The following is a 12,606-nucleotide window of genomic DNA, read 5'->3' as shown; positions in this document are numbered from 1 at the left end:
CGCGCGGCGCCAGCGAGCCCGGCGCCGCGCACCTTGTGCCGCGTCATGGCATCTTGCAGTCCGCGGCGTGCACGTCAGTGTGGTCGCGGGCAAGCACCTTCAGGTTCTTGTAGACCAGCTTGCCGTCGGGGCCCGCTTCAATGTGCAGCAGATACCAGTCCTGGATGGGATGCTGGTTCGGCCCGAACTTGAATTTGCCGCGCACGCTGGGAAAGTCCGCGCGCCGCAACGCATTGCGGAAGTCGTCGGGCTTGCCGGTGATGTCGCCGTTCACGGCCTTCAACGCGGAGCCGATCAGATTGGCGGTGTCGTAGGCCTGGGCCGCGTAGGCGGTGGGCGCGCGGTTGTAGGCCTTGGTGAAGGCTTCAACGAAGTGCTTGCTCTGCGGGTTGTCCAGGTCGGCGCTCCACAGCGAGCTCAGGTAGAAGCCCTTGCCCGCGGTGCCGGTGGCGGCCAGCATGCGGTCGTCCATCGAGTAGATGGGCGTGATCATCTTGATCTTGTCCGCAAGGCCCGAGTTGGCAAACTGCTTGGTCAGGTTGATGCCCGCGCCGCCCGGATGGAACTGGAAGATGGCGTCGGGATTGAGCGAGCGGATACGCGCCAGCTCCACCGAGAAGTCTGCCTGCTCGAGCTTGGTGTAGATTTCGTCGGCGATCTCGCCTTTGTAGGTGCGCTTGAAGCCGGCGATGGCGTCTCGGCCGGCCTGGTAGTTCGGGGCCATGATGACCACGCGCTTGGCGCCCAGCTCATTGGCCGCCATGCCGGCTGTGTCGGCGTACGAGTCGTTCTGGAACGCCACCGAGAAGTAATTGGGGTTGCAGGCCTTGCCGGCGAAGTTGGACGGGCCGGCGTTCAGGCTGACGTAGAAGGCGCCAGCGTTGAGCACGGTAGGCCCGACCGCGGCCATGACGTTCGAGAAATTGATGCCGGTGAACAGCCGCACGCCGCCTTGCACCATCTTGTCGGCAATCTGCTTGGCGTTGGCAGGCTTTAGCGCGTCGTCTTCGACGCGCACGTTGACCGGCACGCCGCCCAGCTTGCCGCCGCCTTCCTTGACGGCCAGCATGAAGGCGTCGCGCTCGTCTTCGCCGATGTAGCCGGCAGGCGTGGACAGCGTGCCGATGAATCCGATATCCACAGGTTTCTGCTGGGCGCTGGCCGCGTACGAGGCCAATGACAGCATGACGGCGGCTGCGCCGCGGATGGTGCTTTTGTGCATGGTTGTCTCCTCTTGTACTGATGCTTGTATGCCGGATGCTCTTTGGCAAGCGGCGTTTTCCCTGCTGTGTCTTTTGCTGCGACTATTGCTGTGTCATTCTCTGCATCTTTTGCTGCGTCCTTCATTGCCGCGCCGTCTATTGCGGCGCGCTTCCCGCCAGGCAGTTCTCCACCTTCCACCCATACAGCCACTGCAATGCGTCATAGAACTGGGCCTGGCTGCGCCCCGTCCACAGCATGTTGCGCACGGTGCGCTCCACGCCGCGCGCGTGATAGAGCCTGCCCATTTCGCGTGTCGACCACACCACGCGCGCACTGCGCGGGATGCGGACCGATTCGTACAACCGGAAGGCGGCGGGCAGGTCGTGCTCGCACTGCCTGATGGCCTCGCCCAGCGTCACGGCGTCTTCCAGCGCCATGCAGGCGCCCTGAGCCATGTATTGCGTCATGGGATGCGCGGCATCGCCCAGGATCGTGACGCGGCCCTCGCCCCACTGTTCCACCGGCTCGCGATCGGCGGTCGCCCAGCGCTTCCATGACGTCGGACGGTCCAGCATCTGATGCGGCGTCGGGTGTATGCCCTGGAAGTACGACAGCACCTCGTCCTTGCTGCCTTCCCGCACGCCCCATTCTTCCTGCTCGCGGCTATGGAAGGTGACGACCAGGTTGTATTGCTGCCCGCCGCGCAGTGGATAGTGCACCAGGTGGCAATGCGGCCCGGCCCACAGCACCGGGGCGTTGATGCGCAGCTCCCGGGGCATGTTCTCCTCTTCGACCACCGCGCGGTAGACCACGTGACCCGTCACCCGCGCCGGATCGCCCACCATGCGCTCGCGGATCACGGACTTGACGCCGTCTGCGCCCACCAACGCGTCAGCGCGGTAGCGGTTGCCATGCGTGTCCACGACTTCCACGCCGTGATCGTCCTGCGTCATGCTGGCGATCTGCGTAGACGTGCGGAACTGGATAAGCGGGTCCTGCTGCACGGCCTCCAGAATGGACAGATGGATGTCGGCGCGATGAATCACCGCATACGGGCCGCCAAACCGTGCTCGGAACGCTTCGCCGGTGTCGATGCGCACGACCTCCCTGGCGTCCACCGCATCCATCATGATGATGTGGTCCGTGAAGACCGCGCGCTCGCGCGCCGTGCGGCCAACGCCCAGGGCATCCAGCGCCGCGAAGGCATTGGGGCCAAGCTGGATGCCGGCGCCGATCTCGCCGATGTGCGCGGCCTGCTCCAGCAGTTGCACGGCAATGCCCTGCCGTGTCAGCGCCAGCGCAGCCGCCAGCCCGCCAATGCCGCCGCCCACGACGATCACGGTTTGCGTCTTCGGGTTTGCCGCCTGGTTCGTAGTCATGTCGGAATCTCGCGGTTCAGTCGTGGCCGCCCAGGAAGGCGCCCTGTTGCTTCAATTGCGCCTGCAGCGCGGAAATGGAAACGTCGCCGGGCGCAATGCCGTCGCGCAGCGCCATCGCGGATGCGGTGCCGGCGGCTTCGCCCATGACGAAGCAGCTGCCGCTGACGCGCGCCGCCGACTGCCCCTCGTGCGTCATCGACGCGCATCGGCCAGCCACCAGCACGTTGCTGGCCACGCCCGGTCCGCGCCGCGGCACCATCATGCGAAACGGCAGCTGGTTGTAGCCGCGCGATTCGGGGATGGGCGGCCACACCCACTTCACGTCGCCCGCCGTGTGCATTTCCAACGGCCAGCCGTTCACGCCGATGCTGTCCGGAAAATCCGCGCAGCCCAGTACGTGCTCCTGCGTCAGCACGGCCTCGCCGACGATGCGGCGCGTTTCGCGGATGCCCAACTGCGGCGCGATGTCCAGCACATAGGCGTGTTCAAAGCCGGGCACCTTGGCGCGCAGGAACGCCAGGTAGTTCATGATCTGCCGGCGGCCTTCCAGCTCGCCTGCCGACAGGGACTCCGCGTCGGTGCCGTCCGCCGCGCTGCCGTCCGCATTGGCAAGCTGCGTGACGTTGACGCGCCATTCGTAATCGTGCTTTTGCGGCCGCACGATGGCGCCTTTGCGCGGAAACGTGAATTCACCGCTGGCGGCGGCGTCGTCCATCAGCGCCGGGATGGTTTTCCAGGCCTCTTGCGCGCGCGCGCCGTCCACATTGCCCACCTTGAACATCAGCGTCGGGTAGAGCATGTGACCGTGGGCGTCGCCTTTTTCAAATGGCAGACCGCCCCAGTGCGCAATATCGGCGTCGCCCGAACAATCAATGAAGATCTTTGCCCGCACGGCGCAGCGGCCGGACTTGGTTTCCAGGAACAGGGCGTCCACGCGGCCCGCGTCGTCACGCGTCAGACCCGTGGCCAGCGCATGAAACAGCACCTGCGCGCCGCTGTCCTGCACCAGGCCATCCGCCGCGCACTTGAAGGCCGATATGTCGTAGGCCTGCGCGTGGATCTTGCCCAGGATCAGGTGCGGATCGTTCAGCCCGTCCATCGCGCGCATGCGGTCCAGCAGGTCGTCGGTCATGCCGTGCACCACCTGCCGGATGTCGCCGTGGATGTTGGCGTGCAATCCGCAGAAGTTGGACACGCCCGCGGCGGTGCCCATGCCGCCCAGGAAGCCGTAGCGCTCCACGAGCAGCACGCTCGCGCCGTTGCGCGCGGCGCTGGCGGCCGCCAGCACCCCGGCGGGGCCGCCGCCCAGGACGACGACCTCGTACTCGCCATACAGCGGCACCTGACGGGCGGGTTCGGTGATGACCATCTGACTCTCCTTGCGTTCATTGCAGCCGGCGTGCGCCGTCCTTCTTAGCCCACTTCTTGGCCCACTTCCTGGCCGCTTATTGGCACAGTTATTGGCCCTTGATCCCCAGCTTCTTGATCAGGGGCTCCCAGCGCTTCAATTCGTCATCCATGTAGCCGCGGAATTGCGCCGGCGTATCGCCCACCGGATCCATGAACTGCGCCTGCAGCCGCTTGGCGACCTCGGGATCGTGAATCGCCTGGATCAGCGCGTCGGACAGCTTCTTCTGCACATCGGCCGGCGCCTTGGACGACACCACAAAGCCGATCCACGCCGAACCCTCGATCCCTTGCACCCCCACTTCCGCCAGCGTCGGAATGTCGGGCAGCAGCGCGGACCGCTTGGACGACGTCACCGCCAGCGCCTTCAACCGGCCATCCTTCACCATCGGCATCACCGCAATGGGCGGCAGCGCGGCAAACTGGGTGTCGCCCGACAGCAGCGACGTCAGCGCCGCCGGCGACGACGGGTAGGGCACGTGCGTGGCGCGCGCGCCGATCTGCTGCAGCAGCAGTTCGACCGCCAGATGCGACACCGTGCCCGCGCCCGGCGACGGGAAGTTGTACTTGTCCGGATTCTTCTTCAGCGCGTCCAGCAGCTGTCCAATGTTGCCGATGCCGGCCGAGGCCGGGACGACCAGCACGTTGGGCTGATGCACCGCCAGCGTCAGCGGCGCCAGGTCCGTGGCGGGCGCGTAGGGCAGCTTGTCGAACAGCAGCGTGTTGTTCACCAGCGGGCCGGTGATCGACACGCCGAAGGTGTAGCCGTCGGGCTTGGCGTTGGCGATGGCGAACGTGCCGATGTTGCCGCTGGCGCCCGGCTTGTTTTCCACAACGATGGTCTGGCCGAGGATTGCGCCCGCCTTTTCGGTGACGATGCGGGCCACTTGGTCCGGGCTCGAGCCTGGACCGAACGGCACCACTGCCTTGAGCGGCTGCGTCGGCCAGGCCTCGGCGGCGGTGGCGGTGGCGGTCGCGGCCAGCGGCGCCAGCACGGCAAGGCTTAGTGCCGCAATGCGTCGCGCCACTGCGCGGCCAGGTAGCAAGGTCGAAGCGTCAAGCATGCGTGTCTCCCATGTCCTTCATGGTGTCGAAGTAGGTCTGTTCATTGGCGATGAAGGCGGCGACCATCGCGCGATAGGTGGCGTCCACCACCTGCTCCAGGTTGGAGAAGCCCTGGTTGTGGCGCTGGGCGAACGCTCGCGCCTTTTCAAATACCTGGGCTTGACGCGCGGGCGCGCTCACTTGAAAGGCGTCGCGCTTGAACCGCGCGGCGTCCTTCACGTACATTGCGCGTTCGGCGATCAGCCGCACGATTTCGTCGTCCAGCCGGTCGATATTGGCGCGCACGTCGGCCAGATTGGCGCACAGCGGGCGATAGGCCGGATCGGTGTACTCGCGCAGCGGCGCGCCGTGGGTGTCGGGTTCTTTGCTCACTGGGTGTAGTCCGGTTGCTGTGCAGGCGCGGCCTGCTGGAAGGCGGGTTGCGCATTGCAGTGTTCGACGATGCGCAGGATGCGCGGATAGGCGGACAGGTCGCAGCCCATGCGCTGCGCGTTGGCCACCTGCGGCACCAGGCAGCAGTCCGCCAGCGTGGGCGCGTCACCAAAGCAGTACGCGCCGTGTCCGTGACGCGCCAGCAGCGCTTCCACTGCCGTCAGGCCTTCGCGGATCCAGTGGTGATACCAGGCGTTCTTCTGTGCGTCCGTCGCGCCCAGCACTTCCTGCAGATAGCGAAGGATGCGCATGTTGTTGACCGGATGGATGTCGCACGAGATGGCCTGGGACAGTTCCAGCGCGCGCGCGCGCGCCAGCGCGTCGGCCGGAATCAGCCGCGGCTCGGGATGCGTGGCGTCCAGATAGTCGATGATGGCGAGTGACTGCGAAAGCTGCACATCGCCGTCGATCAGAAGCGGCACGCCGGCCGACGGATTGCGCGCCACATAGTCTGGTGCTCGCTGCTCCTGCTTGCGCAGGTTCACGGGCAGGTATTCGTAGGACAGACCTTTTAGGGCAAGCGCGATGCGCACGCGGTAGGAGGTCGAACTGTTGAAGAAGTTGTGCAGTTGCATGGATGGGGCGTTTCGTGAGGACGGTTGGCCGTGGGCGGATCTTTCAGGGACGTTCAGGGCAGGAACGTTGGTGCCGGACACACTCATTCGGCCGTGATGCCGGTTCGGGCGACGACGTCGTCCCAGCGCTTGGCGTCACGGGCGATGAGGGATCCAAAATCGGCAGGCGTTGACGTGGCCGGCACCATGCCCTGCGCATCGAATGCCGTGGCGGTCGCGGGCGTCTGCAAGATGGCGTTGATCGCCTGGTTCATGCGGTCGACAATGGCGGGCGGCGTGCCTTTCGGCGCCAGGACCCCGTACCACATGTCCACGTCGGCGCCCTGCAGTCCGGCTTCCGTCAGCGTGGGCACGTCCGGCAGCTGCGGCAGGCGCTTCGGGCTGCCGGTGGCGATCACCTTGAGTTTGCCGCCCTTCACCTGCGGCAGCGCCACGTGAACGGGCAGGAACATGTAGTCGAGCCGTCCGCCGAGCATGTCGGTAACGGCGCCCGCCGTGCCCTTGTACGGCACGTGCAGCATGCTGGCGCCGGTGCGGTCCAGAAACAGCGCCATCGAAAGGTGATGGGGCGTGCCCACGCCGGGCGTGCCGTAGCTCAGTTTGCCCGGCGCGGCCTTGGCCGCCTGCACCACGTCGGCGACGGTGTTGGCGGGATTGGACGGATGCGTGACCAGCAGCAGCGAGCCCCACGAGGTCAGGCCGACCGGCGCAAAGTCCTGTTGCGGATCAAAGCGCAGCTTGCCCTTGTAGAGGCTGCTGTTCATGACGAACGTGTTGACCGTGACCAGGAATGTGTAGCCATCGGGGTTGGCGCGCGCGACCTTTTCGCTGCCGATATTGCCGCTGGCGCCGGCCAGGTTCTCGACGACGACGGGTTGGCCCAGCGTCTGCGGCAGGCTGGCCGCCAACTGGCGGGCAATCAGGTCGATGCCGGTGCCGGGTGTGAAGGGCACCACCAGCGTGATGGGGCGGTCGGGCCAGGCGGCGTGGCTCGCCGCGGCCGCAAAGGACAGCGCCGCGGCAGCCAGAACACGTAGCAACTTCAACATGGGTTGTCTCCTTGTTTGTCGCCGGTCATGCGCCGGCTTTGAAGGGCGGCGGGTCTTGGGACCCGCTCGCCGGGGCACTGAGGTGCGGCTACTGCTACACGTAAGGCGCGCGCTCCTTCAAGGCGACCGGGTCAAAGCCCGCCACCTCCTTGTAGCGACGCGATATCCCTTCCAATTCCTCGCGGCTGATGACGTCCTCGATCCGTGTATAAGGCTTGTCCGCCGAACGCACGTGGACTTCACGCAGGATCGCGTCCGGCGGGTTGCTGCGATTGGTCAGCACGACGCGCGTCGTGGCTTCGACTCGGGCGCGGTCGTACTGCTGCAAGGCATCGGGCGTCAGGCCCAGGCGCTTGAGCTGGCCGGTCAGGTAGCGGGCGTCCACCACTGCCTGGCCCGCGCCGTTCGAGCCGCGCGGCACCATCGGGTGGGCCGCGTCGCCCAGCAACGTCATGCGGCCCTGCGTCCACGTGGGCAGCGGATCCTGGTCGACCATGGGGTACTCCAGAATCGAGTCTGCGTCCTGAATCAGCTTGGCCACGTCGAGCCAGTCGAAGTGCCAGTCGGCAAAGGCCGGAAAGAAGTCCTCGAGCCTGCCGCTGCGGTTCCAGTCGCGCACGGCAGGTTGCTCGGCTTCGATCTCGGCGACCCAGTTCACGAGCTGGTTGCCGTCTGCGTCGATGTTGTCGCGAATCGGGTAGATCACCATCTTGCCGGTGGACAGCCAACCGGCGCGCACCATGCTCGCGCCCGACAGAAAGGGTTTGCAGCGCGTCGTGCCACGCCACATGTTCACGCCGGAGTAGCGCGGCGCGCCTTCCTGCGGATAGAGCTGCTTGCGCAATACCGAGTGAATGCCGTCGCAGCCGACGGCAATGCGGCCGCGCACGAACGGCAGCGCATTGCCGTCGTTGTCTTGAAATCTGGCCGTGACGCTGTCGGCGTCCTGCGTCACGCCCGTGCAGCGCGCGTTCACCACGACGCTGTCCTGGCCCAGACGTTCGCGCACGGCATCCAGCAACGCCATTTGCAGGTCGCCGCGGTGGATGGAGTACTGGGGCCAGTCGTAACCGGCGTCGGTGCCCGCCGGTTCGCCATAGATGAACTGGCCGTGCCGCGTGTAGAACACGGACTCACGCGTGCGCACGGCAATGGCGTCCAACGCGGGCAAAAGGCCCAATTCATCCAGTTCGCGGGTGGCGTGCGGCAGCAGATTGATGCCCACGCCCAGCGGCTTGATCTCTCGCACGGCTTCGAAAACGCGGCACGGAATGCCTGCCTGATGCAGGCTCAGCGCCAGCACCAGGCCGCCGACGCCCGCGCCGACGATGATGACATCGGTGTCGGTGCGCATCGTCACACCATCTGCACGCTGAGCGTGCCCAGGCCGTCGACGCCGCCGACCATCCGGTCGCCCCGCACCACGGGTCCCACGCCTTCGGGCGTGCCGGTGTAGATGAGGTCGCCGGCTTCAAGACGGAAATACTTGGAGAGGTACGCGATGGTTTCGGCAATGGACCAGATCAGCTTGCCGATGTCGCTGCGCTGCTTGTCCGCGCCATTGACCTGCAGCCAGATGCCGGCCTTTTCAATGTCCTTCACCGATTGCGCGGGATGCAGCGGGCCGATGGGCGCGCTCTGGTCAAAGGCCTTGCCCAGTTCCCACGGGCGGCCGGCTTCGCGCATCTTCATCTGCAGGTCGCGGCGCGTCATGTCCAGGCCGACGGCGTAGCCATAAATGTGCTGCAGGGCCTCGTCGACGGAAATGTTGGCGCCGCCCTTGCCGATAGCCGCGACGAGTTCGATCTCGTAATGCAGGTTGGCCGTTTCGGGCGGGTAGGGTAGTGAAAGCGTGCTGCCTTCGGCAACGGGCACGACGGCGTCGGCGGGCTTGCAGAAGAAGAACGGCGGTTCGCGGTCGGGGTCAAAGCCCATTTCGCGCGCATGGGCGGCGTAGTTGCGGCCAACGCAATAAACGCGGCGCACGGGAAAGCTGTCCTGGCTGCCGGCGATGGGCACGGCGACGGGGGAGGCGGGGGCAAACACAAACGACATGGAGCATCCTTTGAAGACGGGATGGAGAGTCAGGCGCGCGAGGTGGGTGATCGGCACGCGCCGGTCAGGCGACGCGTTCTTCGCGCCACAGGCCCAGCGCGTCCTGCACCGGGCGGTCGGAATAGCTGAAGAGCGTGGCGTCTTCCAGCGCGGCAAGCTGCACAGGCATCCAGGACGGCGCGACGAAGACATCGCGCGGTCCGAAATGGAATTCCTGGTCGCCGATGCGCGCGGTGCCGCGGCCCTCGACGACGCTGTAGACCGTGGAGTCGGTCGTGCGCGTGGTCTTGCCCTGAAAGCCCGCGGGCAGGAACTGCATGAACGTGGCCATCGTGGGCATGGGGTAGCCACCCGTGGCGGGATTCAAGTAGCGCAGCTTGACGCCGTCCCACGGGTCGAGTTCACCGTGACGGTAGAGCGCATCCAGCGCTTCGCGGCTGCGTTCGTACGGGTAGTTGAAGATGGGTGAGGTGCCGCTCGACACCTGGTGACGCACGGGCGCCATGTTGTGGCCAAAGCGGGCCATGCTGTCGCCTTCGGGCCGCGTGACGGGCTGGGTGGCGGACGGATAGTTCTCTGCAAAGCCCGCGTCCAGAAAGCGCAGCAGCGGAATGTCCAGGCCATCCAGCCAGACCACGGGCTCGCCGCCTTCGACGGTTTCCACGTTGCCGTGGTCATGCCAGGTCCATGATGGCGTGATGATGAAGTCGCCCGGGTGCATGGTGGTGCGTTCGCCGTTGACGGCAGTGTAGGCGCCGCGCCCTTCCACGATGAAGCGCAGGGCCGATTGCGTGTGACGGTGGCTTGGTGCGATCTCGCCGGGCAGGATCAGTTGCAGTCCTGCGTACAGGCTTTGCGTGATGCTGGCCTGGCCCGGCAGACCAGGGTTTTCCAGAATCAGCACCCGGCGCACCGCCTCTTCAGCCGTGATCAGCGATCCGGACGCCATGACGTCGTCGCGCACATCGTCATATTTCCACAGCGCCGGCACGCAGCGCGGCGCGGGCTGGCGGGGCACCAGGTTGTGCAGCGACTCCCACAGAGGCGCCATATGTTTCTTGGCGATGCGCGCGTAGTAAAGGGCGCGGTCCGAGGCAGCGCTGTCCGCGCCGGTGGAATGACCGTCGTGCATGGTTGTCTCCAGTATGTCCGGCTATTGCCGGCTTCTACGGGCGGCCGCCGCGTGGGTTCGCAGCTGGTCCTGGTATGGAGACGATTATGCGAGCAGGAGCTATGCAGTTTGAAATGAAATTATCTTATTATCCATACCAATAACCATATACATACGAGACAAACCTCCCACCAAGAGGGCCTGCATGGACTGGACCCACCGCCTGCGGCTGCGCAATCTGAAGATGCTGCTCAGCCTGGCCCAGACCCGCAACATCAGCCACTCGGCCGCCATGCTCAATACGACGCAGCCGGGTCTTTCGAAGTGGCTGAAGGATCTGGAAGACGACATCGGACTGCCGCTCTTCGAGCGCCACGCGCGCGGACTGCGCCCCACGCCGCATGGCGACGTGCTGATCGCACACGCGCAGCGCGTGGAATCACAACTGGATCGCGCCAGTGCCGACATGGCGGCGCTGCGCGAGGGCGGCGGCGGACGCGTCGTGATCGGCGCATCGGGTGCGTCCGCGTCCGACACGGTGCCGTTGGCCGTGATGAAGCTGCTCGAGCGCATGCCGCAGGCGCGCGTCAAGCTGGTGGAGGGCACGACGGATCGCCTGCTGGCGCAACTGGCACAAGGAGATCTAGACATTGTCGTGGGACGTTCCGCGCCCGAGCATCACGATCCGGCGATCCGCTTCGAGGCGCTTTACCTGGAGCCCATCCATCTCGTGGCGCGGCCCCGCCATCCGCTGTTCGCGGTGGAGCAGCCAAGCTGGCAGGATCTGCTGTCCTATCGCTGGATTCTGTGGCCCAAAGGCACGCCCATCCGCAACGCGGTGGACGCCGCGCTCGCCGCAGCAGGCCAGGCGCCACCGCCGGACCATATCGAGTCGAACTCGGTGACGGTCAACCTGACCCTCATCAACAACAGCGACATGATCGGCGTCGCCTCGCACCGTGCCGCGCTGCGGTTTTCGCAGATGCGGGCGATGCGCATCATCCCCGTAAGGCTGTCCGGATTCGGCTCGGTGGCGATGTATTGGCGCGAGGATGCGTTCCGGCCGGTTGCCGTTGAAGAGGCCATGGCGGCGCTGAGAAATACGGTCGCCGAGCACGCGCCAGGAGTGACCCGGCTATGACTCCCGCGCCCGCCTCCGGCCTGAATGCCCTGATCGAACAGTGCCAGCGGCTGGAAGCGGCGCTGAACGCGGGCAAGGACCCGGGGACGGCGGCGTCGATGCATAGCTTCGTCGCCGAAATGGAAGCGGAAGAGGGCCGCGCGCCGCCAGGAACGTGGTCGCCGCTGGTGCTGTCCGTGCTGGTGATGGCGGGCGGACTGGGCGTCGGGATTGAACTGTTGAGCCTGCTGCTGCGTTTCGTGGGACCGGCAATGGCGGCGTTCGCGCTGGTGGCGGTGTGCGCGGGAACCGCGCTCGCGCTAGCGATCGGGATGGTGCTGATGATGGCGGGACGGGTGCAGGGTGTGGTGCTGTTGAAACGGGTCTGTATCGGGTTGATTGTGGTGGGTAGCTTCGGCGGGATCGCCTGGACACAGGGCGACGTCAGGGCCGTCGGGCCGGTGGTTGCGGTGCTTGGCGGATTGGGCGCCTGGCTGGTGATGAACTCTTCGGGGTTTTATGTGTTTGTGGGGTATCGGGTGGCGCTGCGGTGTTTGGCGCGGCGGGTATAGCGATTACGAGCCATCTGTGTTGTCGCTTGAAGGGCGCCGCGCAATGCGCGGCAGCTCCTAGCGCCCAAACGCTTCCGGCGGTGGCGGCGCACCGCGGACGTTGAAGACGCGGCACACCGCGTACCAGCACAGCGCGGAGAACATGTTGTAGGGAAAGAGCACGAACCACATGGGCAACAGCCAGTTTTTCTTGCCTTGCAGCTCGCCCGGTTCGCCTGTGCGCCAAGGCGCGTAGTGGCGCCAGGCTTCGGCGGGGGTCATGCAGATACGGTGGAGCGGGGCGTACCACCAGTTGGGCTCTCCCGGCGCGGGCAACCTGTCGGGGCCTTCTTCCATGAACTGCCGGATGTATTCCCACACCTGTGCGACGTATCGCGGGTCTGGGTCGCTGCTGTTGTTACTGTCAACGCAGAGGACGACACGGTCCTTCTCTTGATCGGCCGCAGGCTTGGGGCCGAAGGCGAGGGCAAAGTTGGTGGTAAATCCAGCGCCGCCAAATTCATTGCGTACGAATACGCCACCCTCAGTCTGCGCCCAGTCGAACTGGATAAGGGTCTTGTTGCGTTGGTAATAAACTTTTTTGAGTCTGCGGTTGAAGTAGAAATTTGATAATCGGGTAATGTAGAAAATACGGTACC

General features: G+C 65.7%; 13 protein-coding genes. 2 read left to right on the top strand and 11 right to left on the bottom strand.

What is annotated here, in order from left to right:
- Nucleotides 1–43: 43 nt before the first annotated feature.
- The 10 genes from AC6CIE_RS24630 to gtdA form a co-directional block, all read right to left on the bottom strand.
- Nucleotides 44–1,222, bottom strand: a complete 1,179-nt coding sequence (locus tag AC6CIE_RS24630) for an ABC transporter substrate-binding protein (RefSeq protein ID WP_286939399.1) — start codon at nucleotides 1,220–1,222, stop codon at nucleotides 44–46.
- A 136-nt stretch (nucleotides 1,223–1,358) separates the two neighbouring features.
- A complete protein-coding gene (locus tag AC6CIE_RS24625) occupies nucleotides 1,359–2,582 on the bottom strand; it encodes a 3-hydroxybenzoate 6-monooxygenase (protein WP_175139569.1) in 1,224 nt (407 codons plus the stop codon).
- A gap of 16 nt (nucleotides 2,583–2,598) precedes the next feature.
- Nucleotides 2,599–3,951, bottom strand: a complete 1,353-nt coding sequence (locus tag AC6CIE_RS24620; RefSeq protein WP_498094394.1) for an FAD-dependent oxidoreductase — start codon at nucleotides 3,949–3,951, stop codon at nucleotides 2,599–2,601.
- Nucleotides 3,952–4,039: 88 nt separating this feature from the next.
- Nucleotides 4,040–5,053: a Bug family tripartite tricarboxylate transporter substrate binding protein gene (locus tag AC6CIE_RS24615; protein ID WP_498094392.1), complete on the bottom strand. Its 1,014-nt coding sequence runs from the start codon at nucleotides 5,051–5,053 to the stop codon at nucleotides 4,040–4,042.
- Entirely contained in the window at nucleotides 5,046–5,426 is a 381-nt protein-coding gene (locus AC6CIE_RS24610) for a chorismate mutase (RefSeq protein WP_498094390.1), read from the bottom strand. Before AC6CIE_RS24610 ends, AC6CIE_RS24615 begins: the two co-directional genes overlap by 8 nt.
- The gene (maiA, locus tag AC6CIE_RS24605) at nucleotides 5,423–6,061 is read right to left on the bottom strand and encodes a maleylacetoacetate isomerase (protein ID WP_498094388.1); all 639 of its coding nucleotides are present in this window, start codon (nucleotides 6,059–6,061) and stop codon (nucleotides 5,423–5,425) included. Before maiA ends, AC6CIE_RS24610 begins: the two co-directional genes overlap by 4 nt.
- 83 nt (nucleotides 6,062–6,144) lie before the next feature.
- Nucleotides 6,145–7,110, bottom strand: a complete 966-nt coding sequence (locus AC6CIE_RS24600; protein ID WP_279973660.1) for a tripartite tricarboxylate transporter substrate binding protein — start codon at nucleotides 7,108–7,110, stop codon at nucleotides 6,145–6,147.
- Between the two features lie 94 nt (nucleotides 7,111–7,204).
- Entirely contained in the window at nucleotides 7,205–8,464 is a 1,260-nt protein-coding gene (locus AC6CIE_RS24595) for a flavin-dependent oxidoreductase (protein WP_498094520.1), read from the bottom strand.
- A gap of 2 nt (nucleotides 8,465–8,466) precedes the next feature.
- Nucleotides 8,467–9,165 carry a fumarylacetoacetate hydrolase family protein gene (locus AC6CIE_RS24590; protein ID WP_239215115.1) on the bottom strand — a complete coding sequence of 233 codons (699 nt, stop codon included), beginning with the start codon at nucleotides 9,163–9,165 and terminating at the stop codon, nucleotides 8,467–8,469.
- A 64-nt stretch (nucleotides 9,166–9,229) separates the two neighbouring features.
- Nucleotides 9,230–10,297 (bottom strand): gentisate 1,2-dioxygenase, encoded by a 1,068-nt coding sequence (gene gtdA / locus AC6CIE_RS24585; protein WP_498094386.1) that lies wholly within the window; start codon nucleotides 10,295–10,297, stop codon nucleotides 9,230–9,232.
- A 184-nt stretch (nucleotides 10,298–10,481) separates the two neighbouring features.
- Here gtdA and AC6CIE_RS24580 point away from each other — a divergent pair, with 184 nt between their 5' ends.
- A complete protein-coding gene (locus AC6CIE_RS24580; protein ID WP_105240897.1) occupies nucleotides 10,482–11,417 on the top strand; it encodes a LysR family transcriptional regulator in 936 nt (311 codons plus the stop codon).
- Nucleotides 11,414–11,968, top strand: a complete 555-nt coding sequence (locus tag AC6CIE_RS24575) for a hypothetical protein (RefSeq protein WP_498094384.1) — start codon at nucleotides 11,414–11,416, stop codon at nucleotides 11,966–11,968. The genes AC6CIE_RS24580 and AC6CIE_RS24575 overlap by 4 nt, the downstream gene beginning before the upstream one ends.
- A 57-nt stretch (nucleotides 11,969–12,025) precedes the next feature.
- On the opposite strand, the gene AC6CIE_RS24570 is transcribed toward AC6CIE_RS24575, so the two are convergent.
- Nucleotides 12,026–12,606: DUF6708 domain-containing protein (locus AC6CIE_RS24570; RefSeq protein WP_498094382.1), on the bottom strand; the 581-nt coding region annotated here is incomplete at its 5' end.

It is taken from the genome of Achromobacter sp. GQ309, from assembly GCF_059759315.1.
Note: the sequence above shows the minus strand (reverse complement) of the source record. Positions and strands in the feature narration are given on the sequence as shown.

Coding starts and splice junctions, on each gene's coding strand:
- AC6CIE_RS24630 (WP_286939399.1), bottom strand. CDS start 1,222: ATGCACAAAAGCACCATCCGCGGCGCAGCCGCCGTCATGCTGTCATTG.
- AC6CIE_RS24625 (WP_175139569.1), bottom strand. CDS start 2,582: ATGACTACGAACCAGGCGGCAAACCCGAAGACGCAAACCGTGATCGTC.
- AC6CIE_RS24620 (WP_498094394.1), bottom strand. CDS start 3,951: ATGGTCATCACCGAACCCGCCCGTCAGGTGCCGCTGTATGGCGAGTAC.
- AC6CIE_RS24615 (WP_498094392.1), bottom strand. CDS start 5,053: ATGCTTGACGCTTCGACCTTGCTACCTGGCCGCGCAGTGGCGCGACGC.
- maiA (WP_498094388.1), bottom strand. CDS start 6,061: ATGCAACTGCACAACTTCTTCAACAGTTCGACCTCCTACCGCGTGCGC.
- AC6CIE_RS24600 (WP_279973660.1), bottom strand. CDS start 7,110: ATGTTGAAGTTGCTACGTGTTCTGGCTGCCGCGGCGCTGTCCTTTGCG.
- AC6CIE_RS24595 (WP_498094520.1), bottom strand. CDS start 8,464: ATGCGCACCGACACCGATGTCATCATCGTCGGCGCGGGCGTCGGCGGC.
- AC6CIE_RS24590 (WP_239215115.1), bottom strand. CDS start 9,165: ATGTCGTTTGTGTTTGCCCCCGCCTCCCCCGTCGCCGTGCCCATCGCC.
- gtdA (WP_498094386.1), bottom strand. CDS start 10,297: ATGCACGACGGTCATTCCACCGGCGCGGACAGCGCTGCCTCGGACCGC.
- AC6CIE_RS24580 (WP_105240897.1), top strand. CDS start 10,482: ATGGACTGGACCCACCGCCTGCGGCTGCGCAATCTGAAGATGCTGCTC.
- AC6CIE_RS24575 (WP_498094384.1), top strand. CDS start 11,414: ATGACTCCCGCGCCCGCCTCCGGCCTGAATGCCCTGATCGAACAGTGC.